This window comes from Kocuria marina (genome assembly GCF_000786655.1).
Lineage (GTDB): Bacteria > Actinomycetota > Actinomycetes > Actinomycetales > Micrococcaceae > Kocuria > Kocuria marina_A.
Genome location: NZ_JROM01000022.1, coordinates 64,213 through 85,764, shown reverse-complemented (window position 1 = coordinate 85,764; position 21,552 = coordinate 64,213). Strand labels below are relative to the sequence as shown.

At 69.0% G+C, this 21,552-nt stretch carries 20 protein-coding genes and 2 pseudogenes; 9 read left to right on the top strand and 13 right to left on the bottom strand.

Annotated features, from left to right (window positions below):
• Positions 1-58: 58 nt before the first annotated feature.
• From rpsN to malQ, 4 genes are all read right to left on the bottom strand, one after another.
• Positions 59-364, bottom strand: a complete 306-nt coding sequence (rpsN, locus tag AS25_RS07765; RefSeq protein ID WP_035964047.1) for a 30S ribosomal protein S14 — start codon at positions 362-364, stop codon at positions 59-61.
• Between the two features lie 3 nt (positions 365-367).
• Positions 368-535 (bottom strand): 50S ribosomal protein L33, encoded by a 168-nt coding sequence (rpmG, locus tag AS25_RS07760; protein ID WP_012397435.1) that lies wholly within the window; start codon positions 533-535, stop codon positions 368-370.
• A gap of 1 nt (position 536) precedes the next feature.
• Positions 537-773, bottom strand: coding sequence for a 50S ribosomal protein L28 (rpmB, locus tag AS25_RS07755; RefSeq protein ID WP_012397434.1), 237 nt, complete (start codon positions 771-773; stop codon positions 537-539).
• A gap of 561 nt (positions 774-1,334) precedes the next feature.
• Entirely contained in the window at positions 1,335-3,566 is a 2,232-nt protein-coding gene (gene malQ, locus AS25_RS07750) for a 4-alpha-glucanotransferase (protein WP_035964046.1), read from the bottom strand.
• A 126-nt stretch (positions 3,567-3,692) separates the two neighbouring features.
• On the opposite strand from malQ, the gene AS25_RS07745 reads away from it, so the two are divergent.
• Entirely contained in the window at positions 3,693-4,403 is a 711-nt protein-coding gene (locus tag AS25_RS07745; protein WP_035964045.1) for an HAD family hydrolase, read from the top strand.
• Between the two features lie 37 nt (positions 4,404-4,440).
• Here AS25_RS07745 and AS25_RS07740 read toward each other — a convergent pair whose 3' ends face one another.
• Positions 4,441-5,286 carry an HpcH/HpaI aldolase/citrate lyase family protein gene (locus AS25_RS07740; protein ID WP_035964044.1) on the bottom strand — a complete coding sequence of 282 codons (846 nt, stop codon included), beginning with the start codon at positions 5,284-5,286 and terminating at the stop codon, positions 4,441-4,443.
• A gap of 428 nt (positions 5,287-5,714) precedes the next feature.
• A complete protein-coding gene (locus AS25_RS07735) occupies positions 5,715-6,812 on the bottom strand; it encodes a glutathione S-transferase family protein (RefSeq protein WP_035964043.1) in 1,098 nt (365 codons plus the stop codon).
• 175 nt (positions 6,813-6,987) lie between these two features.
• Here AS25_RS07735 and AS25_RS14620 point away from each other — a divergent pair, with 175 nt between their 5' ends.
• The 3 genes from AS25_RS14620 to AS25_RS07725 are packed head-to-tail and all read left to right on the top strand — an operon-like array spanning position 6,988 to position 8,420.
• Positions 6,988-7,668: a hypothetical protein gene (locus AS25_RS14620; RefSeq protein WP_156960928.1), complete on the top strand. Its 681-nt coding sequence runs from the start codon at positions 6,988-6,990 to the stop codon at positions 7,666-7,668.
• Positions 7,669-7,692: 24 nt separating this feature from the next.
• A complete protein-coding gene (locus AS25_RS15270; RefSeq protein WP_052160815.1) occupies positions 7,693-7,878 on the top strand; it encodes a hypothetical protein in 186 nt (61 codons plus the stop codon).
• Between the two features lie 56 nt (positions 7,879-7,934).
• The gene (locus AS25_RS07725) at positions 7,935-8,420 is read left to right on the top strand and encodes a MarR family winged helix-turn-helix transcriptional regulator (RefSeq protein ID WP_035964042.1); all 486 of its coding nucleotides are present in this window, start codon (positions 7,935-7,937) and stop codon (positions 8,418-8,420) included.
• Between the two features lie 636 nt (positions 8,421-9,056).
• Here AS25_RS07725 and catA read toward each other — a convergent pair.
• On the bottom strand, positions 9,057-9,941 hold the full coding sequence (gene catA / locus AS25_RS07720; RefSeq protein ID WP_035964176.1) for a catechol 1,2-dioxygenase: 885 nt from the start codon (positions 9,939-9,941) through the stop codon (positions 9,057-9,059).
• 392 nt (positions 9,942-10,333) lie between these two features.
• Between catA and benA the strand changes: the two are divergent.
• Positions 10,334-11,656, top strand: a pseudogene (gene benA, locus AS25_RS14200) (benzoate 1,2-dioxygenase large subunit); the annotation flags it as partial.
• A 228-nt stretch (positions 11,657-11,884) separates the two neighbouring features.
• Here benA and AS25_RS07705 read toward each other — a convergent pair.
• From AS25_RS07705 to AS25_RS07680, 6 genes and pseudogenes are all read right to left on the bottom strand, one after another.
• Positions 11,885-12,985 carry a mandelate racemase/muconate lactonizing enzyme family protein gene (locus tag AS25_RS07705; RefSeq protein ID WP_035964038.1) on the bottom strand — a complete coding sequence of 367 codons (1,101 nt, stop codon included), beginning with the start codon at positions 12,983-12,985 and terminating at the stop codon, positions 11,885-11,887.
• A gap of 31 nt (positions 12,986-13,016) precedes the next feature.
• A complete protein-coding gene (locus AS25_RS07700) occupies positions 13,017-13,898 on the bottom strand; it encodes a LysR family transcriptional regulator (protein WP_035964037.1) in 882 nt (293 codons plus the stop codon).
• A 186-nt stretch (positions 13,899-14,084) separates the two neighbouring features.
• A pseudogene (locus AS25_RS07695) lies at positions 14,085-14,459 on the bottom strand (MFS transporter); the annotation flags it as partial.
• 54 nt (positions 14,460-14,513) lie between these two features.
• Positions 14,514-14,858, bottom strand: a complete 345-nt coding sequence (locus AS25_RS07690) for an AMP-binding enzyme (RefSeq protein ID WP_035964035.1) — start codon at positions 14,856-14,858, stop codon at positions 14,514-14,516.
• Between the two features lie 163 nt (positions 14,859-15,021).
• Positions 15,022-15,423 (bottom strand): AMP-binding protein, encoded by a 402-nt coding sequence (locus AS25_RS07685; protein ID WP_035964034.1) that lies wholly within the window; start codon positions 15,421-15,423, stop codon positions 15,022-15,024.
• A gap of 78 nt (positions 15,424-15,501) precedes the next feature.
• Positions 15,502-17,211 carry a long-chain-fatty-acid--CoA ligase gene (locus AS25_RS07680; protein WP_035964032.1) on the bottom strand — a complete coding sequence of 570 codons (1,710 nt, stop codon included), beginning with the start codon at positions 17,209-17,211 and terminating at the stop codon, positions 15,502-15,504.
• 156 nt (positions 17,212-17,367) lie between these two features.
• On the opposite strand from AS25_RS07680, the gene AS25_RS07675 reads away from it, so the two are divergent.
• From AS25_RS07675 to AS25_RS07660, 4 genes are all read left to right on the top strand, one after another.
• Entirely contained in the window at positions 17,368-18,333 is a 966-nt protein-coding gene (locus tag AS25_RS07675) for a hypothetical protein (protein ID WP_035964031.1), read from the top strand.
• 63 nt (positions 18,334-18,396) lie between these two features.
• Complete coding sequence (locus AS25_RS07670) at positions 18,397-19,113, top strand: LuxR C-terminal-related transcriptional regulator (protein WP_035964030.1); 717 nt, start codon at positions 18,397-18,399, stop codon at positions 19,111-19,113.
• A gap of 19 nt (positions 19,114-19,132) precedes the next feature.
• Positions 19,133-20,440, top strand: coding sequence for a sensor histidine kinase (locus AS25_RS07665; RefSeq protein WP_253270515.1), 1,308 nt, complete (start codon positions 19,133-19,135; stop codon positions 20,438-20,440).
• Positions 20,437-21,462: a hypothetical protein gene (locus AS25_RS07660; RefSeq protein ID WP_035964029.1), complete on the top strand. Its 1,026-nt coding sequence runs from the start codon at positions 20,437-20,439 to the stop codon at positions 21,460-21,462. Before AS25_RS07665 ends, AS25_RS07660 begins: the two co-directional genes overlap by 4 nt.
• The last annotated feature ends 90 nt before the right edge of the window (positions 21,463-21,552 follow it).

Genomic DNA, 21,552 nt, shown 5'->3' with positions numbered 1-21,552 from the left:
TGGGTTGGCATTCGCTGGGGAAGGGGCGACCGGGGGTCGGGTCCTTCCGGTGCAGAAATTACCAGCTGGACTTGTAGATACCGGGCAATTCGCCGCGGTGAGCCATGTTGCGGAAGCGCACGCGGGAGATCCCGAAGCGCTGGAAGGTGCCGCGGGGGCGACCGTCGATCTGGTCGCGGTTGCGCACGCGCACGGGGGAAGCGTCACGGGGGAGCTTCTGCAGACCCAGGCGGGCCTCCTCGCGGGCCTCGGGGGACGCGTTCTCGTCCACGAGGGTCTTCTTCAGTTCAGCGCGCTTGGCGGCGTAACGCTCGACGACAACCTTGCGCTGCTCGTTCTTGGCGATCTTGGACTTCTTGGCCATGTCTCAGCGCTCCTCGCGGAAATCGACGTGCTTGCGGACCACCGGGTCGTACTTCTTCATGACGAGGCGATCGGGGTTGTTGCGGCGGTTCTTGCGGGTGACGTAGGTGAACCCGGTACCGGCCGTGGACTTGAGCTTGATGATGGGACGTACGTCCTTGTCCTTGGCCATCTCAGATCTTCTCCCCACGTGCGATGAGTTCGTTGACCACGGCGTCGATGCCGCGCGCATCGATGACCTTGATGCCCTTGGCGCTCAGGTTGAGCGTGACGTTGCGACGCAACGAGGGCACCCAGTAACGCTTCTTCTGGATGTTCGGGTTCCACCGACGCTTGGTGCGGCGGTGCGAGTGCGAGATGCTGTGGCCAAAGCCCGGCTGGGCCCCGGTCACCTGGCAGTGCGCTGCCATAGTGTTCTCCTCCAATGTCCAATGTCGACGAAATGACGGCACGCATGGTCGCCGCCGAGCGGTCTCCCGCCGGCAGCCGTAGCCAAGAGTGGTCCGTCACCTCAAGAAAATGCCACCGTTCGCGCGCCGGGCGTGATGGGTTTACCCCGCGGCAGTACCGGTCAGGGCACTCGCTACGACGAAGACGGTGAAGATCAAGGCGCCGGTAGATGGACTCCACCACACGACAGCCTTAGATTCTAGGCTTCTACGGACTCGCTCGCAAATTCGAAAACGGAAACGGTGCGATTGAGCGCCCCTCGATCCTAGCCGCTGGCTCGCAACGGACCAACTCGTCCGCCCCGCCGTGACGGACCCCACGGGCAGCGCCCACTACGGCACGCCTCGCCGGTAAGCCTCCCCCGGGGAACACGCGGGGGTGGCGGTCCGTCCATGACCCGGCCCGCCACCCCACACGTTTTCTTCGGCCCCATCCCCTCACCCAGGAGATTAGGTAAGGCAATTCTTACCTAATTCCCCCGAGGGGGCAACCCCCTCCGGAACTCGCCCGTGTGCGGGTGCTCAGCACTCCCCCGTGAACGGGTCCGCGACGTCCCGGTGTTCGGGTTGTTCCGGCGCCTTGGCCTTGGGATCCCGGCGATGCGTGCCCAGCGCGCCGTTGACCACGTCCACGAGGGAGTTGACCCGCTCGGACCCCGGGAGGGATTCGAGCATCACGGGCCGGCCATCCGAGTCCGCGAGCGGGACCCGCCAGTTCGGGTACTCGTCGCTCGTGCCGGGCTGGTTCTGGATCCGCTTCTCCCCCACCGCGTCCACGAGGGAGACGTTGATCAACACGGACGGTGCGTCGCACAGGTAGCGGTGGATCGCCTCGATCCTGGCCTGCTCCCCCGGGTCCTCGTCCCGGGGCAGATAGCCGGCGTCCGCGACCGCGGTGAAGAAGGTGTCGAGCTGACGGCGTGCCTCCTCCCGTTCCTCCTCCGGCGAGCGCGCGAGCAGTCCCAGGTCCTCGCGCAGTTGCAGCTGCACGCCCTCGAGGTAGCCCGCCGTGGGCGGGAGGTCGTGCGTGTTCACGGAGGCCATGCACAGTTCGCGGTAGCGGGAGGGGTCCAGGGGGACGTCCCCGTCCATCTCGAACCACATGATGGAGGTCCCCAGCACGCCCTTGCGCTCCAGGAACTCGCGCACGCTGTCCTCCACCGTGCCGAGGTCCTCACCCACGACCACCACCCCGGCGAGCTCGGCCTCGAGGGCCAGGACACCCACCATGGCCTCGTGGTCGTAGTACACGTAGGCCCCGTCCGAGGCCTGGTTGCCGTCGGGGATCCACCACAACCGGAACAGTCCCGCCACGTGGTCGATCCGCACACCCCCGCCGTGACGGAAGATGTTGCCGAGCATCTGCCGCCACGGCCGGTACCCCGCCTCGGCGAGCTTGCGCGGATCCCACGGCGGCTGGCTCCAGTCCTGACCGAGCTGGTTGTACATGTCCGCGGGGGCACCCACGCTCACCCCGGGGGCCAGGACGTCCTGCAACGCCCACGCGTCCGCGCCCTGCTTGTGCACCCCCACCGCGAGATCGTGCACCACACCGATGTCCATCCCGGCCCGGTACGCGGCGCGCTGCGCGGCCTCGAGCTGCTCGTCGAGCAGCCACTGCAACCACACGTGGAAACTGATCCGGTGGCGCAACCGGGTGCGGGCCTCCCGTGCGTACGGCGCCTCCGGGGAACTCGCCTCATCACGCCACAGGGGTGAGTCCTCCCCGAGTTCCTCCCGCAGCGCGCACCACAGCGCGAAGTCCTGCAGGGGTTGCCCGGCATGCGCCACGAACGCCTCGAGCTGTTGCTGGCGGTAGGGCGAACGGCGCACGGTGAACAGCAGTTCGAGGCTCTTCAGCTTCGCGGCGTAGGCGGAATCGCGGTCGATCGTGCTGGGGTCCAGCACGGCCTTGCGCTGCACGGCGGCGAGCTGGGCCACGACCTCGCGGTCCCCCGGGCGTAGGTACGGGAACTCGGCGACGTCGCTGATCCGCAGGTACAACGGGTTGAAGAAGCGCCGGCTCGAGGGCAGGTACGGGGAGGGCTCCACGGGCGGTGCGGGTTCCGCGGCGTGCAGCGGGTTGATGAGCACGTAGTCCGCGCCCTGCACGCCGCTGATGGCCGCCAGTGAAGCGAGGTCCGAGAGGTCCCCCACGCCCCACGAGCGCGAGGACATCACCGAGTACAGCTGGGCCATGTAGCCCCACCGTTGGCGTCCGCGCAGCCGGTCCGTGGTGCTGAGCCGCTGCGGGGTCACCGCCACGTCGATGCTCTTGCGCTGCCCCGAGTCCGTCCGGGCCTCGAGGCGGTACCAGCCCAGCGGGAGGTCCCGGGGCAGTTCGTAGGGCACGCGCTCGCGGACCGTGTCATCGACCTCGCGGGTCTCGGGAGCCACGTCGGGCGCCGGGTGCAGCTCGCGCACCGCGTCCGGATCGTCCTCGGGCCACAACCGCACCCGGACGCCGTCCCCGCGCACGGTGGCCACGGCCACGGTGGTCTCGCGCTGTTCCTCCGCGATCACCACGGGCGGCAGCAGCTCCCGCCACGGGGCCAGTTCGCGGTCGCGCAGACTGCGCCGCGCGGCGTCGTCGTCCGAGACGTCCGCTCCGAGCGCCGTGAGCACGCCGCGCAGCGTCTGCTCGGGCACGGCCTTCTCGTCCCCGTCGAAGCCCCGGTACTCGGTGGCCACCCCGTACTCGGTGGCCAAGCGCTGCACAGTCGTTTCCCCTGAAGTTCCTGCGTTCTCCGCCATGCCCCCACTCTAGCCAGCGGGGACGGGTCCCCACGGTCGACGACGACGACGCTGCCCACCGTGATCACGCCCGGACCGCCGCGCGGGCACGCCGGACGCGTCGGGGGCGCGTGGTTGACTGGAGGCATGGATACCACCCTGCCCGGCCCGGGCCCGCAGTGGCGCCCGCGCGCCGTCGTCTTCGACTGCGACGGCGTGCTCATGGACACCGAGAGCGCGTGGGCGCGCGTGCAGGCGCAGGTCGCCGCATCGTTCGGCGTGACGCTCGACGAGCGCGCGGGCACGTCCCTCATGGGTCTGTCCGCCGCGGACGTGGCCCGGGACATCACCCGGCGCGCGGCGGCCGTGGCCGAGCGGCGGGGCGAGCCCGCCCCGGGATTCGACGCCGTGTACGAACGGCTCGTGCGCACCGAGGAAGAAGTCGTCGGAGAGGTCCTGGAACCCCTGCCGGGCGCGATCGAGACCGTGCGGGCGTGCGCGCGGCGGGTTCCCGTGGCCGTGGCGAGTAACTCCACCCGCGCGATCCTGGACCGCAAGATGCACGCGATCGGCCTCACGGACGTCGTGGTCACATGGGTCAGCGCGCAGGACGTACCCCGCGGCAAGCCCGCCCCGGACATCTACGAAGAAGCCGCACGGCGCCTGGACGTGGCCCCCGCGGATGCCCTCGCGGTCGAGGACTCCCCCGCGGGCACGCAAGCGGCGGTCGCGGCAGGACTGTGGGTGCTGGGGGTTCCCCGCGGACACGACGAACCCATCACGTCCCACTTCCGCGCGGAATCGCTCGCCGACCCCGCGGTCGGGCGGATGCTGCAGGACTGGGGCCTCCCGCTGTGAGTCCGCGCGGGGCCCGCGTGACGGGCCCCGCGGCGGATCAGCTGTTCCAGAGGCCGTAGGTCTCCGCGAGTTCCGAGACCTTCTTGGCACGCGCGAGGCGCGGCAGGTAGGAACCGTCCGCCCCGGCGTGACCGGATTCGGCCTGCTCGATCATCTCGCGGGCCCAGCGGATCTCCTGGTCGCTCGGGGCGAGCGCGTGGTTGATGCCGTCCGTCTGCTCCGGGTTCAGGCACAGCTTGCCCGTCATGCCCATGGACTGCGTGACCTTGCACGCGGCCTCGAGCTCGTCCCCGGACACCCCGTTGGTGGGACCGTCGATGGGACCGGGCAGCTCACCCACGCGTGACGCCGTGACCAGGGTGGAGCGCGCGAACGCCAGGGCCATGGGGTCCCCCGAGGCACCCGTGTCCCGGCGGAAGTCACCCACGCCGAACGCGAGCCGGAACACGCCGGGGGCGCGCGCGATGTCGTATGCGTTCATGAGGCCCACGGCGGACTCGATCAGCGCGACCACGGGGGTCCCCGCGCGGCTCATCATGGCGGTCTTGGTGATGTGGTCCGGGTGCTCGGTCTTGGCCAGCACGATGCCCCGCAGGTTGTCGACCTCGCTCAGCGCGGCCAGGTCCTTCTCCCAGTGCGGGGTGGTGATGTCGTTGATCCGCACCCATGCGCTCACGCCCTGGTGCATGGCCTCGATCATGTCCTCGCGGGCCCGGTCCTTGTCCTCCTCCGGCACCGCGTCCTCGATGTCCAGGATCACGGAGTCCGCTTCCGAGGCCAGCGCGGGCGCGAACAGCGAGGTGTCCGCCGCGGACGTCAGCAACCACGAGCGGGAGAGTCGCGCGGGAAGTGCAGCGGCGCGTTGGTTACGGTACGGGGCCATGGGTCTCCTGGGGAAGTGGGTGGGATCGGTCTGGGGGCGTTCGGGGCGGCTCGGCACACCCCGTGGGACGACGGCGTCGGGGCGCGATTCGTGACCGCGGGACCGGGGCGTCGTCCGGGACCGCGGCGAGCGCCCATCGGGTGCGGTACGGCGGCGGTGCCGCGCGGGTGAAGTCACCCGAACCGCGACATCAACCCTAGTACGAGGGGCCATCGAGCGCCGTCGGGCCGGGGCACAAAAGCCCCCGCCGGGGGTTTGTGGGGATCCCACGAGGATGCGCGAACCACCCCGGCGGCGCGCGATGAGAAGCGACCTCCGTACGGCATGGCGTACCCCCCGGTGAGGGTGCTCGACACCACACGGGTGCACGCGGCACCGCGCGGCCCCCGGACGGGTTCTGCGCATCGTCCGGGGGCCGCGTGAGGTGATCAGGAGGCGAGCGGGGTGTGGTCCGGGTCCACTCGCTCGTCGTCCCGCACGGGACCCGATGCCGTGGCACCGGGGGCGAACGGGGAGCCGCCCAGCGACTCGCGACCGTGGGGGCTCGTCCAGTTCTCCAGGGACGGGCCGAGCGGCACGATGCCGGACGGGTTGATGTCCCGGTGCACGACGAAGTAGTGCTCCTTGATCTGCTGGAAGTCCACGGTGTCACCGAAGCCCGGGGTCTGGAACAGATCGCGCGCGTAACCCCACAGGTTGGGCATCTCCGTGAGCTTGTTCCGGGACGCCTTGAAGTGGCTCACGTACACCGGGTCGAAACGTGCGAGGGTGGTGAACAAGCGCACGTCCGCCTCGGTGATGTGATCGCCCATGAGGTAGCGCTGGCCGGAGAGCCGTTCCTCGACCCAGTCCATGGCCGTCCACAACCGCTCGTACGCAGACTCGTAGGCCTCCTGCGAGCCCGCGAAACCGCAGCGGTACACGCCGTTGTTGATCTCGGTGTAGATGCGGTGCATCACCTCGCGCATCTCGGGCACGAGCTCCTCGGGCCACAGATCGGGGGCGCCCGCCCGGTGGAACTGCTTCCACTCGGTACTGAAGTCCTCGGTGATCTGCGGGAAGTTATTGGTCACCACTTGGCCCGTGGGGATGTCCACGATAGCCGGCACCGTAATCCCCCGGGGGTAGTCCGGGAAGCGCTTGAAGTAGTTCTCCTGCAGCCGCTCGGTGCCCAGCACGGGGTCGCGCCCATCCGGGTCCAGGTCGAAACGCCACGAACGGGAATCGTGCGTGGGTCCGGGCAGGCCCACCGAGATGGCGTCCTCCAGGCCCAGCAGGCGGCGCACGATCAGCGTGCGGTTGGCCCACGGGCACGCCCGCGCGGCCACCAACCGGTACCGACCGGCCTCCACGGGCCACGCCCGGGCGCCTTCGGCCAGTTCCGCGTGCTCGGGGTCCGCCACGATGCGGTCCTCGATGTAGGTGGTGTCGCGGTTGTACTCCTCGCCTTCGTGGACGTAGGCCCCGGCGGTGGAGTAGCGCCCGTCCTCGGCCTGTTCGATGTTCTGGGTCGTGGAATCCAACATGCTGTACCTCCCGTGAATGTATTTTGATGATACGTCACCAATCCCCGGGCGGGGTAGCCCCGGGGTACCCCGGACCGCGCGGATGACTCCCGCAGGGGGCTACAGTGGCCCTGTCGAGACAGCCCGCGCGAGCACACCGCGCGAGCCCGTTGTCCCCTCACCCGAGAACTTACCCATGACTTCTGCCCAGCACCCACGGGACGAGCACGACCCGTCCGATTCCCCCTCCCAGGACGCACCGTCACGCGGCGGCGCGCGGTCGCCCGTGCCCGCTCCCCGCGAGCGCCCGAGCTACGGCATCCGCACCACGGGTCCCGGGGACGCGCAGGGTCCCGGGAACACGCAGGGTTCCGCTGACCGGGACACGCACTCTGCTGCGCGGGGTACGACGGCGCCCGGCTCGGCCGCCGCCCCCGGCTCCCCGACCGCGGCGCCGTCCACCGGGTCCCCGTCCGCTGCAACCCCGTCCGCCGCGACCCCGCGCCCGGCTGCGTCCCCGTCAGCGGAGTCCCGCGCGGCGTCGTCGCGTGCGGCGCGGCGCATGGGCCGCGGGCTGTCCTTCACCGTGGTCCTGCTGGGACTGCTCGTGGGCCTCGGCCTGATCGCGCAGGGCGTGTGGCTCGGCTGGGTCATCGGGGCGGTCCTCACGGTGGCCGGGGTCGCGGGGTACGCGCTCGTGCAGACCCAGGCGCTGCCGATCTTCCGGGATCCCACGCAACCCGTGCGTCGCGCATGGTCCAAGCTGTGGCTGATCCCCGCGGCCCTGCTGCTCCTGGGCCTCGGCTGCATCGCCACGGCCTTCGTGGTCCCCTCCTGGCTCGGGCCCTCCGTGCCCGCGGACCTGCTGGACGACTAAGTCCTGGCGTTCATCGTGGGCGGGATGACCATGATCGTGGGCGCCGGGCTCGGTTTCGGCCTCGTGGCCACGTCCCGGCTCACCCGGCCCGACGACGACGATTCGCCCCTCCGCCCCACGGACTACGCCGAACGACTGCGTGACCGGGACCGGCGGGACGGACGCAACTACTACGATTCGGACTGGATCAGACACGACCCCCGGGACTGACACCCCCGCCCACCCACCAGCACCCGCCCCGCGCGGCGCACCACGAGGAAACACCCATGGACAGCACGACCGGCACCCGGCACACGCCGTGGCTCAGCGACACCGAGGACCGGGTGTGGCGCAGCTTCCTGACCCTGTCCCGCAGCATGGAGCGCGCGGTGGACCGGCAGCTGCAGCGCGACAGCGAACTGTCCGGGTCCGAGTACGAGGTCCTCGTCCCGCTGTCCGAGAGCGACTCGGGGGAACTGCCCTCGCGTGAACTGCTACGGGAACTGGGCTGGGAACGCTCACGGTTGTCCCACATGCTCTCCCGCATGGAACGGCGGGACATGATCTGCCGCTCCCCCAGTCCCACCGATGCCCGGGGGCTCGTGGTGGGGATCACCGAGCACGGGCGCGAGGTCATTGCGCGCGCCGCCCCCGCCCACCTGGACATGGTGCGTGCCGCGTTCATGGACCGGCTCAGCGATGAGGAACAGACGGCCCTGGTGAGCATCGCGGACAAGGTGTTACCGCGCTTGCGGTCCATGGATCTCGCCTGACGGACCTTCGGGCCGTGGTCCGCACGGTGGACCCCGGGGCTCGCCGCGATCGACGGGTCCAGCGGGTTTTCACGAAAAAGGCCCGTTAACAGGGGACGGGTCCTGCCACTTGGGGGATCGGCAGGACCCGTCGGACATCCCGAATCTGGGGGAGATCGGGACGCCGGCCAGCCGGGGGATCATCCGGGCGCGTATTTGGGGGGATGCGCCCGGGCCACTTCGGCCGACAACACCACTTTATGCGGCAACTACATGGATACGCAAGTAAAGCTACTGATGATCCCGGGAATCGACGCGGACCCCCGGAAATCCGGGGGTCGAGTGCATCATAAGTAGACTTATTTCGTTATATTCACATGATTTTGCATTGTCCCCCGGTCAGGTGTGATCGTCCACACCTGTTTCCCGCCGAGGTTCGGCACCCTTGACGGGTGAAGCTGACCGGTGCAGTCGACCGCTGCTATGACCCGTCCTCGGTCGGCGCAGCTGCCCGTTGCCGGTGACCCACGCCGGTGACCCACCTCCAGCTGGCACCGCTGAGCGACGCCACCGGTGGACACGCCAACGAAAGCACCCCACCGCCGTGCGCCAACACGGGGGCGGGGTGCGCCGTCGGAACGGGACCGAGCGGAAGACTCAGCGGCTCTCGCCTTCCTTGGCGAGCACGTAGTCGTACTGGACCTCGTTGCCGGAGCCGTCCGCGCGCTCCTGCACGTCCAGCATGAGCTCGGGCTTCACGGCCGAGGCGATGTCGTCCTCGTTGTGCGGGTCACCCGGGAAGTAGAGCTGCTGGGTGACCAGCTGGTAGCCGGGAGCGGAGACCTTGATGTGGATGTGCGCGGGGCGCCACGCGTGCCAGCCAGCGGCGGCGATCAGCTGACCGCACGCACCGTCCGTGGGGATCTGGTACGGAGCGGGCTGCATGGTGTGGATCTCGAAGTGCCCGTTCTCGTCCGCCTTGACGGTGCCGCGGAAGAGCCACTCGGGCATGTCCGGCGCGTACTGGGAGTAGAACCCGGCGGCGTCGGCGTGCCAGATCTCCACCTGGGCGTCCTTGATGGGGTTGCCGTCGGTGTCGGTGAAGTCACCGTGGAACAGCAGCGGGGTGCCCTCCTCGTCCTCGCGCATCTCGAGCGTGGCAGGGGTCTGAAGCTCGGGGGCGTTCGGCACGTAGTAGGGGCCCTCGATGGTGCCCACGGTGCCCGGGCGCTCCTTGGAGTTGACGTCCTCCACGGTGTGCTCGAGCCACACGTCCAGGAACAGCGGCCACTCACCGTCCGTGCCCACCTTGATGAGCCAGGCCTTCAGGGCGTTGTACTCCTCGTAGGTGACCTCGTGCTCTTCCACGATGTCGTTGGCGGCCTTGATGAGCGCACCCGCGAGCAGCGAGACGCGCTCCTTGGGGACGTCGAGCTTGGACATCTTGCCGGAAGCGGCGAAACGCTCGGTGGCCTTGGTACCGGCTTCGACGGCGGTGCCCTGGCTCTCCTTGAGGTGTGCGGCGGAAGGGTTGTCAGTCATGGTGACCTCCACGGTTCTCGTAGCAGATGGGGACGTCCGGGGGTGATAGCAGCTGCCCCTCGCTCCGCGCTCCGGACCCGTCGATCGGACCCCGGGCCGGACGGCGAACGTGAGACACGCAACTGCGCTCCGTGACGTCCGTCTCAGAGTAGTGCGGCGAATCTATATCCAACAAATATTCAATCGAGTGTTACTCATTACATAACGCGATAAAAATGACCCCAGGTTCAGCCTAGGGTTTCCCCTGATGTGAGTGGGGTCACCCTCCACCAGAATGAGGGATACGCAACTGCTGGTTCACCTGCGGGATCGCGCCCCTCGGGGCCCCTCGGTCCCGCACCCGCACCACCTCGTCGGCTGACGTCGGCGCCCAATGTTCAAGGAGTTACGCCATGACCGAGACCCTGAGCCGTTTGCACGAAGTCCTCGACGGCGCCGTCGAGGACGACCGCGCGGAGGGGATCATCCGCGCCAAGCGCGAGATCTTCACCGACCCCGAGATCTTCGAGCTCGAGATGAAGCACATCTTCGAGGGCAACTGGGTGTACCTGGCCCACGACTCGCAGATCCCCAACGTGGGCGACTACTTCACCACGTACATCGGCCGTCAGCCCATCGTGATCTCCCGGGACAAGAACGGTGAACTGCACGCCCTGATCAACGCGTGCGCCCACCGCGGTGCCATGCTGTGCCGCCGTAAGACCGACAACCGCACCACGTTCACCTGCCCGTTCCACGGCTGGACGTTCCGCAACTCCGGTGAGCTGCTCAAGGTCAAGGACTCCCGCGGCGCCGGCTACCCGGAGAACTTCAACAAGGACGGCTCCCACGACCTCACCAAGGTGGCCCGTTTCGAGAACTACAAGGGCTTCCTGTTCGGCTCGCTGAACCCGGACGTCCTGCCCCTCGAGGAGCACCTGGGTGACGCCACCAAGGTGATCGACTCCATCGTGGAGCAGTCCCCGGAGGGCCTCGAGGTGCTGCGTGGCGCGTCCACCTACACCTATGACGGCAACTGGAAGGTGCAGATGGAGAACGGCGCGGACGGTTACCACGTGACCGCCACGCACTGGAACTACGCCGCCACCACCTCCCGCCGTACCGCGGGTGACTCGACCAACACCACCAAGGCCATGGACGCCGGCAAGTGGGGCAAGGCCAAGGGCGGGTTCTACTCGTTCGAGCACGGTCACCTGCTGCTGTGGCAGGAGTGGGGCAACCCCCAGGACCGCCCCCTGTGGGACCGCCGCGAGGAGCTCGTGGAGAAGTACGGCGAGGAGATGGCTAACTTCATGATCAACATCTCCCGCAACCTGTGCCTGTACCCGAACGTGTACCTCATGGACCAGTTCTCCTCCCAGATCCGTCACGTGCGCCCCATCGCCGTGGACAAGACCGAGGTCACCATCTACTGCATCGCTCCCAAGGGTGAGTCGGACAAGTCCCGCGCCCACCGGATCCGCCAGTACGAGGACTTCTTCAACGCCACCGGTATGGCCACCCCGGATGATCTCGAGGAGTTCCGCTCCTGCCAGAAGACGTACCAGGCCACCTCCGCGCCGTGGAACGACATGACCCGCGGCATGGCCCACGAGATCAAGGGCCCGGACGAGCAGGCCACCGCGCTCGGCATGACCCACGTCCTGGCCTCCGGTGTGCGCACCGAGGACGAGGGGTTGTACCCCGTCCAGCACGGCTACTGGAAGCAGGTCATGGACAAGGCCGTGAGCGAACTCGACGCCGAGGAAGCCGCGGCCGGGATCTATACCAAGTTCGGCATCTATTCCCGCAGCGAGCTCGCGGCGCTGTACCGGAGCAGGAATAACGGGCCCTGCTGGGCCGGGAGTCGAGAGCCGGGACGACCCCGGTGTCGCCACCCGCCCACGACCGCACGCAGGATGCGGCCCGCCCCCGCCCCGCGCGAGGGACGGGGGCGGGCCGCCTCAGCGGGCCCGGTAGTAGGCGAGCTTGTCCTCGTCGATCACGGTGCCGACCCCGGGGACGTCCCGCACGTGGATCTTCCCGTCCACGATCCGCAGGGGCTCGGCCAACAGGTCGTCCGCCATGTCCAGGAAGTTGGACAGCTCCCCCGCGCGTTTGGACGTGTGGGAGAAGGCCGCACCGAAGGTCACGGACGCGATGGTCCCCACCTGAGTGTCGATCTGGTTGCCCACGTAGACGTCCACGCCCAGGCCCTCCGCGAGACCCACTATCTTGGTGGCCTCGGTGAAGCCCGAGCGCGCGGTCTTGATCGCGAGCAGGTTCGCTCCCCCGCTCAGCAGCTCCTTGGCCGCCGTGCCCAGGTTCGGGGCGGACTCGTCCGCGGCAATCGGGATGGGCGAGGTGCTCACGAGGCGACGTCGGCCCATGACTTCCCGAGCGTCGTCCGGCTCCTCGAGGAACTCCATGCCGAGGTCCGCGGTGAGGCGCAGGACCTCGGAGGCCTCGTTGGCGCTCCACCCGCGGTTGGCGTCCATGTAGATCCGCGCCTCGGGACCCAGGCCCTCGCGCAGCACGCGGGCGGCCTCGACGTCGAGCGAGACGGGGTGGCGCCCCGTCTTGAGCTTGAAGGTGGTGATCCCGTAGGTCTCCCGGAACTCCAGGGCGATCTCGAGCAGCTGTTCCGCGGGCTTGAACCCCAGCATGTGGGAGACGCTCATGTGGTCGGTGTACCCGCCCAGCAGCGTGGACACGGGTTGTCCGAGCAGCTGGCCGATCGCGTCCCACACGGCGATGTCCACCGCGCCCTTGGCGGTCTGGTTGTGGAAGGTGCGGTCCATGACGGTCTGCATCCGCTCCCGGGCGAAGGCGTCCAGACCGCTGAGCTGCGGGGAGAAGATGTCCTCGATCACCGCCACGATGGACTTCTGGGTCTCACCGTAGGTGTACGGCCGGGGCGGGGTGTCCGCGGTGCCCACGATGCCCTCGTCCGTGTGCACCCGCACGAGGACGTGGTCCGCTTCCGTCACGGAACCCGAGGCGAAGTGCAGGGGGTGCACATAGGGGATCGAGTAGGGGATCGCCTCGATGCGGGTGATGTTCATGGTCGCCTTTCTTGAGCGGGTGGTGCTCGGGTCAGTCGTGGTCAGTGACGTCCATGACGAGGTTCAGGAAATTGCCCAGCAGGGCCGAGCGGTCGTCCCGCCGCCAGGCCACGGCCATCTCGGTCACGGGGGAATCCTCGAGGCCCGCGTAGAGCACGCCCTCGAGCTGCAGCGCCCGTACGGACTCGGGGACCACGGCGATCCCGCTGCTGGTCGCGACAAACGAGAGCATGGTGGAGGTCTCGTGGGTGACCTGCGCGATGCGCAGCTGGAAGCCCGCCCGGCGGCACATCTCGGACACGGTGCGGTGCACGGCCGATCCCGGCGGGTAGGACACGAAGTTCTGCTCCTGCAGTTCGTTCGCCGCCACGGGCCGCCCGGACGCCAGGGGGCTGTCGCTGGGCATGGCCACCACGAGCTTCTCCCGGCCCACGATCCGGTACTCGATGTCCTGGGATGCCACGGGAGGGCGCAGGATCGCGGCGTCGAGCGTGTGGTCCCGCAGTCCTGCCTCCATGGCTGGCGTCAACATCTCGCCCTGCAGGGTGAGGGAGACTCCGGGCAGCTGCTCCTTGGCGTGGCGCACGAGCCGCGGCATGACACTGTAGGTGGCCGAGCCAGAGAAGCCCACGCGCAGCACCCCGGTGGCGCCGTTGCCCACCTGGTAGACGTCCGCCTTGAGCGTCTCCACCTCGTTGATGATCTGGCGTCCGCGGTCCAGCAGCTCCTGTCCGGCCGGGGTCAGGTCCACGCGCCGGGTCGTGCGGTCCAGCAGTTTGACGCCGAGCTGTTCCTCGAGCTGACGGATCTGTTGCGACAACGGCGGTTGCGCCATGTGCAAGCGTTTGGCGGCACGGCCGAAGTGCCGCTCCTCCGCCACTGCGATGAAGTAGTTGAGTTGTCGAAGCTCCATGGTTCTCCCCGGTCCCCGTCCGCCACCTTGATATGGAGTTTAGCCATAATCACAGGGATTAGAAATAGATATTGTCAGAATTTGACGACGCCCGCCCAGCTCCGTACGCACCTCCCCGGGCAGGGTAGGTGCGCGCGGGCCCGAGTGGGCGTCGTCGTCGTCGGAGTGCACACCGGCGGAAGCCGGGATGCCCTGGAATACGCGCAGCAGGATGAGCAGGATCGCACCCCACGAACCGATGCTCGCGGAGGACGGGATCAGCCCGATCAGCGTGGAGCCGATACCCATGACGAACATGGGCAGGATGAGCATCTTCTTCCGGCCCAGTTTGTCCCCGAAGTGACCGAAGATCGCACCGCCCAGGGGCCGCGCGAGGTAGCCCGCGGCGAACGTCCCGTAGGAGGCGATCACACCGGCCACCGGGTCCAGGTCCTGGAAGAACACGTGCGGGAACACCAGCGCGGAGGCGGAGAGCAGGAAGTCGTAGTATTCGGTGGTGGAGCCCAGGTAGCTGGAGAGGATCACGCGGCGCGCTTTCCTGTCCTGCGGCCTGCGATCCATGGACCGCAGCTCGGTCCCCGGGGCGGTGGTTGATGACATGGTGGTTCCTCGGGATCAGGCGCGTTCGCGTAGGACGTTCTTCTGGATCTTGCCCGTGGTGCGCGGCAGTTCGGCCACGACCTCCACCCGGGTGCGAAGCTTGTAGGTAGCCAGCCCCTCGCGCAGCCGGGTGAGGATCTCGTTCCCGCTCAGCTCGGGGGCGTCCTCGAACAGCACGACGAACGCGCGGCCGGTCTCGCCCCAACGCCCGTCCGGCACACCGATCACGGCCGCTTCCTGGATCTCCTCGAGACCCGGCAGGGCGTTCTCCACCTCGGCGGGGTACACGTTCTCCCCGCCCGAGATGTACATGTCCTTCATGCGGTCCTTGACGTAGAGGTACCCGTCCTCGTCCTCCACGGCGATGCCCCCGGAGTCACCACGTCCGGGGTGCGGAACTGACGGTGGATGATGATGGTCCCGCCCAGCATGAATGGGGGCAGCGTCATCATGGTCAGCCCGGCAATGTGGAACAGGGGCGCCACGGCCAGGTGGTCCTCGTCCTGGCGCGGGTCCTGACCGATCAGGGTGTTGACGTACTGGTAGAAGAGGTTGTCCGGTGCGTGAGCGTGGCACCCTCGGGCCGGCCCGTGGTCCCGGACGTGTACATGATCAGGGCCAGGTCGTCCTGCTCCACCGGTTCGTCCACGAGCTCCTCGGAACCGGAGGCCAGGAACCGCTCGTACTCCTCCCCGGGTCCGCCGCCGTCCATACTCACCCAGGAGCGCACGCCGGTCAGTTCGGCCTCCAGACCCGCAGCATTCTCGCGTTGGTCCTGCCCGAAGACCACGGTGGTGGCACCGCAGTCGCCCAGAATGTACTCCACTTCCGCCTGCCGCAGCCGGGGGTTCACCAGGACTGCGGCCGCCCCGATCGATCCCGCGGCGAAGAACGTCTCCAGCAGGGCGGGGTGGTTGAACCCCATGTAGGCCACCCGGCCCCCGTGGTGCCCGCCCGTTCGGCAGGAGTTGTTCCGACCGAGCTGATCCCGGCCGATGAGGTGTCAGGAGTCCAACAGGTTGTTCTTGATGATGTCCTGCTTGACCGCTCGCCGCAGGGTCTTACCGAGCATCGTGCGGGGCAGGTCGTCCATGGCCACGATCCGGCGGGGCACCTTGTAGCGGGTGACCTTGTCGTAGCAGTGCTTGCGCAGGGCGTCCTCGTCCAGGGTGACCCCGGGTTCCAGGACGACCGCCGCGACCACGGTCTCGTTGCCGTCGTCATTGGGGATGCCCACCACGGCCGCGTCCGCGACGCTGTCGTGCAGTTTCAGTGCGGTCTCCACCTCGGTGGGGGCCACGTTGAAGCCGCCGGTGATCACCACTTCCTTGATCCGGTCCACCACGCGCAGGAAGCCGTCCTGGTCCACCGTCACGATGTCACCGGTGCGCAGCCAGCCGTCCTCCGTGAACAGTTTCGCGGTCTCCTCGGGGCGCTTCCAGTAGCCCTGCGTGACCTGGGGGCCCTTCACCAGCAGCTCACCCTCCGCATCCACGGGGACGTCCTCGCCCGTGTCCGGATCCACCATGCGCACGTCCGTGCTCGGGAAGGGGATGCCGATCGAACCCGAACGGCGGTGCTCGTTGAGCGGGTTGCACGCGACCAGCGGGGAGCACTCGGTGAGGCCGTACCCCTCGATCAGCACCCCGCCCGTGGCGTCCTCCCACGTCTCGACCAGGGGCACGGGCAGTGTCATGGCCCCGGACACCGCGACCCGGATGCCGGTGAGGTCCTTCCCCTGCTCCGCGGCGGCGTCGAGCACCTTCTGGTACACGGGCGGGACGGCCGGCAGCACCGTGGGCATGCTCTTCTTCATGGCCCGCAGGATGAGGTCCGCGCGCACGGTGGGGAACAGGACGAGCTTGGCGCCCAGGGACATCGCGAACGTGACACCCAGGGTCAGCCCGAAGGCGTGGAACAGGGGCAGCACGCCGTAGACGACCTCGTCGGACGAGCTGTCCAACCAGTGCTGGCCCATCACGGCGTTGGACTCCAGGTTGCGGTGGCTCAGCATGGCGCCCTTGGGAAGGCCCGTGGTCCCGGACGTGTACTGCAGCAGGGCGATGTCCGTGGCCGCGGGCCGGGGGTGGTCCTCACGGATCGGGTCGGAGTCCACGAGGGACTTCCACGCGATGGTCCCCGGGGCCGGCTGGGTGAGCTCCCGGCGCTGCTCGGCGAGCTTCTTGAGGGGCAGGCGCAGTCCCACGCGCATCATCGTGGGCATGCTCGCGGTGATGTCCACGGCCACCACGTGCTCGATGGCCAGGTCCTTGGGCATCCCGGTGATCCGTGCGGCCACCTTGTCCCACGCGATCACCACGCGCGCACCGTGGTCCTCGAACTGGTGGCGCAGTTCCGGGGTCGTGTATAGCGGGTTGTGTTCCACCACGATGGCCCCGAGCCGCAGGGCGGCGTAGAAGGCCACGATGTGCTGGGGGCAGTTGGGTAGCACGATGGCCACGCGGTCCCCGGCCTGCACGCCCAGCAGCCGCAGTCCTTCCGCGACCCGTCGCACCTGGTCACCGAGCTGCGCGTACGTCAGGCCCGCGCCGAAGAACTCGACCGCCGTCTTCGCGCCGTGGCGGGCCACCGATTTCTCGAGCATGTGCACCAGGGAGGTCTCGGGCAGCTCCAGGTCCCGGGGGACGCCGGGGTCGTAGCTCGTCGTCCACGGGCGGGTCGCCAGGAAGTCTCGGGAATTCGTCTCAGCCATGTCAGCGAGGCTACCGTCCCGCCCGTCCCGCCGCGGGACATTCGCCCGCGTCCCACGACGACGTCGCACCCGGCGTCCCGGACCCGTCCCACGGTCCCGGTCTCGATAGACTTCTGGGGACCCGCCACCGGACTCCCCGCCGAATCGAGGCCCTCCATGTCCCCCTCCACCGCTCGCGATCCCCTCGATGACGGCAACGCACCCTGGACCGAGCCGATCTCCCGGGTGAGCCCCGCCGGCGATGCCCAGGCCACGCGCCCCCTCCCCCGTCCCGGGGTCCAGCACGACGACGCCGCGTACGGGGACACCGCCGCCCTGCCGTCGGTCTCCCCGTACGACGACGCCCGCTCCCCCGCCCGGGACACCGCACCGCGTACGGGACGCACCGGCGTCGCCTCCGGACGCCTGCACCCGCGGGACGGACGCTCCGGGAACACGGACCCCGTGGGCGACGACCACCTCACGCCCCCGAGCGAGCGGATCTCGGCCGAGGCCGCGTGGGACTCGATGCGCCCCGCGGTGCGTCCGGAGGGCTCCACCACCGCGGCCCGGCCCACGGTGGAGGAGCTGCGGGCGCGGCAGCGGCAGCGCTTCGGCGGCATGCAACTGATCCCCGGGGTGCTGGGCCTGCTCACGGCCATCTCTCTGGGTGGCCTGTTGCTCACGCTCGCCGGGCTGCTGGGACCCCAGCTGGGCCTGGACGTGACCCGGGGAGCGGGCGACACCCTGGCCCGGGCATGGCAGGCGCCGGGCGCGGCCCAGTCGTGGATCGCCGTCGCCGTCCTGGGCGTCGCGGAACTGCTCTCGATGCTCGCGGGAGGGTACGTGGCCGGGCGCATGGCGCGCTTCTCGGGGGTGGCCCAGGGCGTGAGCGTGTGGCTGTGGTCCCTGCTGGCGCGCGCCGTCGCCTCGGTCGTGGTGTTGCTGTGGGCCGACGCCGCCGCGGCGGCCGGTCCCCGCTGGGTCGTGCAGGAGCTGATCGGGCGCGATGTGGGAATGGGTCTCATCGCGCTCGCGGGTCTCGTGCTGCTGGGACTCGCGGGCGCGATCCTCGGCGGGGTGTGGGGCATGCGCTACCACCGTAAAGTGGACGCCTGGACGGTTTCGAATGCAATGAGCTAGTAGACTTCCGTTCTGTCGAGGGCCTGGGCTGGGTCCTCACTGGGGAGTACGGAGGAACTTTCTATGCCTTCAACACTCGTCGCCGTAGTCGACGATCATGAAGTGGTCCGTGAAGGCGTGCGTCTGGTGTCCATGACATCGCTCGCGGACGTCAAGCTCGTGGGGTCATCGGATTCCGTGTCCACCCTGCTGGACCAGTTGGGCCGGGACCCGGAGAATCCCGCCCTGACCGCGCAGGGCTCGAAACGCATCGAGTGCGACGTCGTCCTGCTGGACCTGTCCCTGGCGGACAAGTCCCGCCCGGCGAGCAACGTGGAACGGTTGCGCAGCGCCGGGATGAAGGTGCTGATCTTCAGCATCGGCGAGAACGCCGGATTGATCCGCGAGGCGTTGCGCGCCGGCGCCCTGGGGTTGGTGCGCAAGTCGGACCCGCTCGAGCACGCCATCGAGGAGGCCCGGGCGATCGCGGACGGCAAACCCGTGATCACCAAGGAACTGGCCGCGGCCATCGACGGGGACGTCGAGTTCTCCCGCGCCGCCCTGTCCCCGCGCGAACGCGAGACCCTGCGCCTGTACGCCTCCGGGTTCGCCCAGGTCCAGGTCGCCCGTCGCATGGGGATCAAGCAGTCCGCGGTGAAGACCAACATCGACCGGATCCGTGAGAAGTACGCGCGGATCGGGCGTCCGGCCCCCACCAAGATCGACCTGCGCATCCGCGCGATCGAGGACGGTCTCGTGGACCCCGAGGACGACGTGACGAGCGCCGAGAAGAAGCTGTGATTCCCGCACCGGACACCCCGTGATCCTGCTCGGCAAGCCCACGGACGGCCGGGCCCGCTCCTACCGGACGGTCAACACCCGCTTGCGGTGGAAGCGGTTCTTCGCGACCACCGCACCCGACGAGCTGGGGCTGAACACCTACCGCGCCCACTGGTTCGCGATGATCGGTTTCGGCGTCTTCGCCGTGACCCACCTGATCGAGGCGCTGCCCATCTTCGCGCAGCAACAGCACTCCCTGCGCGGGTGGTACACGGTCTTCCTCTTGGCGCTCGCCGTGCTCACCGGTCTCACACTGTTCTACGGGTTGCGCCACTCCGTGCGGCCCTGGGTGTTCGTGGCCTACACGGCCGTGGTCTCCGCGTCCATCCTGGCGTTGCCCCTGGCGTGGACGGGCGAGCCGATGCCCCAGAACCCCTGGATCTCGGGGTTCATCATCTTGGCGGTGGGAGCCGCGGCGGTGTTGTGGAGTCCCACGGCCGCCCTCCTGTACATGGTGCTCAACGAGGCCGTGTACGCCCTGATCTCCGCCCTGCTCATCACCGCGGAGCCCATCCCGGAGTCATGGCTCACGGCGGGACTCTCCCGCATGGTGTTCGGGCTCGTGCTGGTCGTGGTCCTCACCGCGGGCAAGCACGGGGTCGAGCGTATGGACATCGCCTACGCCGAGGCCCTGTCCCAGACGCTCGCGCTGCGGCGCAGCCGCTCCGAGACCGCCGATCAGGAACGGATCGACCGGCTGATCCACGACAACGTGATGGCCGCGTTGCTGGACGCGTCCCGCTCCCGGGGTGTGCTGCCCAAACGCACGCGCCAGCTCGCGTCACGGGCGCTGGACATCCTGGCCGAGGAGTCCGACCGCGCCTCCGCGAACCACACCGTGATGGTCCACGTGCTCATGGACGAGCTCATGGAGGCCCTGGCTCCGTGGCGCGCGCGCGTGCGGTTCACGAACCTGCGCGCACCCATGCGTCCCGTGGGGGAACCGCGGGTGTTCGTCCCCGCGGACGTGGCCCACGGCTTGACCCAGGCCGTCACGGAAGCTGTGTCCAACAGCGCCCGGCACTCGGGCAGCGAGTACACGACCGTGTCGATGGAGGGCGAGCTCTGTCCGGCCACCGCCATCAACCCCGAGGGGTTCTACCTGCGCTTCACGATCAGCGACGACGGCCGAGGGTTCAACTACCACGACGTCCCCAACCGGCGCCTCGGCGTGCGCGTGTCCATCGTGGAGAACCTCGAGTCCATCGGTGGCCGCGTGTCCCTCGACACCGCGCCGGGGCGGGGGACGCGCATGACGCTGGTGTGGCCCAAGGACGCGGCGGCATGAGCAGCTCCACGCGGGCGGTCTTCGCCCACCGCTACATGCGCATCATCCTGCTGGCCGCGTTCTGTGCACCCTTCGTGGCCGCCGTGGGCTATCTGCGGGAATCCACCCGGCCGGTGGAGTTCGCCGTGTCCATGGTGGCCTACGCACTCGCCGGAGCCATCGTCGCGCTGCCCCGCTGGGACGGGTCCCAGTTCCCCGTGCTCCCCACCGCGCTGGCCTCCGTCCTGTTCCTGGTGGCCGCCCAGCAGGGCTACAGCGCGACCCCCGTGACACTGCAGGCGGGGCAGACCCCGTGGTTCCACCTGGGGTTCATCGCCCTGCTGTTCGGTCTGGGGATGCGACGCCGCCCGGGCTGGGCCTTCGTGGTCTGGCTCGGTGTCTCCGTGCTGTCCGTGAGCCGCTGGCCCGTGGTCAACGGCGTCATCATGCCCATCGAGGCATATCACGTGGTGGGCATCGCCATGGTGCTCGTGACGTGGATGGTCGAACGGCAGTACGACTTCTTCCAGCGGCGCAGACAGGACACCCAACGTCTGCTGGCCACCGCGCGCAGTCACGACGAGGCCGAGAAGGGGATGCGCTACGCGTCCAACCGGCGCGTGGACGAGGTCCGGCGCCTGGCCGGCGGGTTGCTCGAACAGATCGCCAAGGACTCCTCCGAGGTCACCGACTACGACGTCCAGCAGTTCCGCCTCACCGAGGCACAGTTGCGGGACAGCATCCGCGGCCGCTCCATCGCGACCCCCTACGTCCTGGAACTCACCCGCGCGGCCCGTGCCCGAGGGATCTCCGTGGACATCCTGGACGAGCGCGGCAGTGTGCCCTCGCCCGAGGTCATGGAAGCCACCGCGCAGCAGCTCGCGGCGATCCTCGCGGCCGCCGAGTCCGGGGCGGTGACCGTGCGGGCCCTACCCCCGGGTGACCCCACCGCGGTGTTCATCGTCCACGACTCCCAGGACCCGGACGCCGATCCCGTGGCCGTGGAGATCGCGGACGGCACGGGGGCGGTCTCCGTCTTCTAGGGTCGGGCTCGCGCGGGTCCGGGTCGCAACTTCCCGCTCGCGCGTCCCGCGGAGTAGGTTCACAGGGAGGGGCGGCGTGCCGCCCAGACC

Bases quoted from the DNA above. Each gene is read 5' to 3' on its own strand.
- rpsN (WP_035964047.1), bottom strand. From the start codon at position 364: ATGGCCAAGAAGTCCAAGATCGCCAAGAACGAGCAGCGCAAGGTTGTC.
- rpmG (WP_012397435.1), bottom strand. From the start codon at position 535: ATGGCCAAGGACAAGGACGTACGTCCCATCATCAAGCTCAAGTCCACG.
- rpmB (WP_012397434.1), bottom strand. From the start codon at position 773: ATGGCAGCGCACTGCCAGGTGACCGGGGCCCAGCCGGGCTTTGGCCAC.
- malQ (WP_035964046.1), bottom strand. From the start codon at position 3,566: ATGGCGGAGAACGCAGGAACTTCAGGGGAAACGACTGTGCAGCGCTTG.
- AS25_RS07745 (WP_035964045.1), top strand. From the start codon at position 3,693: ATGGATACCACCCTGCCCGGCCCGGGCCCGCAGTGGCGCCCGCGCGCC.
- AS25_RS07740 (WP_035964044.1), bottom strand. From the start codon at position 5,286: ATGGCCCCGTACCGTAACCAACGCGCCGCTGCACTTCCCGCGCGACTC.
- AS25_RS07735 (WP_035964043.1), bottom strand. From the start codon at position 6,812: ATGTTGGATTCCACGACCCAGAACATCGAACAGGCCGAGGACGGGCGC.
- AS25_RS14620 (WP_156960928.1), top strand. From the start codon at position 6,988: ATGACTTCTGCCCAGCACCCACGGGACGAGCACGACCCGTCCGATTCC.
- AS25_RS15270 (WP_052160815.1), top strand. From the start codon at position 7,693: ATGACCATGATCGTGGGCGCCGGGCTCGGTTTCGGCCTCGTGGCCACG.
- AS25_RS07725 (WP_035964042.1), top strand. From the start codon at position 7,935: ATGGACAGCACGACCGGCACCCGGCACACGCCGTGGCTCAGCGACACC.
- catA (WP_035964176.1), bottom strand. From the start codon at position 9,941: ATGACTGACAACCCTTCCGCCGCACACCTCAAGGAGAGCCAGGGCACC.
- AS25_RS07705 (WP_035964038.1), bottom strand. From the start codon at position 12,985: ATGAACATCACCCGCATCGAGGCGATCCCCTACTCGATCCCCTATGTG.
- AS25_RS07700 (WP_035964037.1), bottom strand. From the start codon at position 13,898: ATGGAGCTTCGACAACTCAACTACTTCATCGCAGTGGCGGAGGAGCGG.
- AS25_RS07685 (WP_035964034.1), bottom strand. From the start codon at position 15,423: ATGGGGTTCAACCACCCCGCCCTGCTGGAGACGTTCTTCGCCGCGGGA.
- AS25_RS07680 (WP_035964032.1), bottom strand. From the start codon at position 17,211: ATGGCTGAGACGAATTCCCGAGACTTCCTGGCGACCCGCCCGTGGACG.
- AS25_RS07675 (WP_035964031.1), top strand. From the start codon at position 17,368: ATGTCCCCCTCCACCGCTCGCGATCCCCTCGATGACGGCAACGCACCC.
- AS25_RS07670 (WP_035964030.1), top strand. From the start codon at position 18,397: ATGCCTTCAACACTCGTCGCCGTAGTCGACGATCATGAAGTGGTCCGT.
- AS25_RS07660 (WP_035964029.1), top strand. From the start codon at position 20,437: ATGAGCAGCTCCACGCGGGCGGTCTTCGCCCACCGCTACATGCGCATC.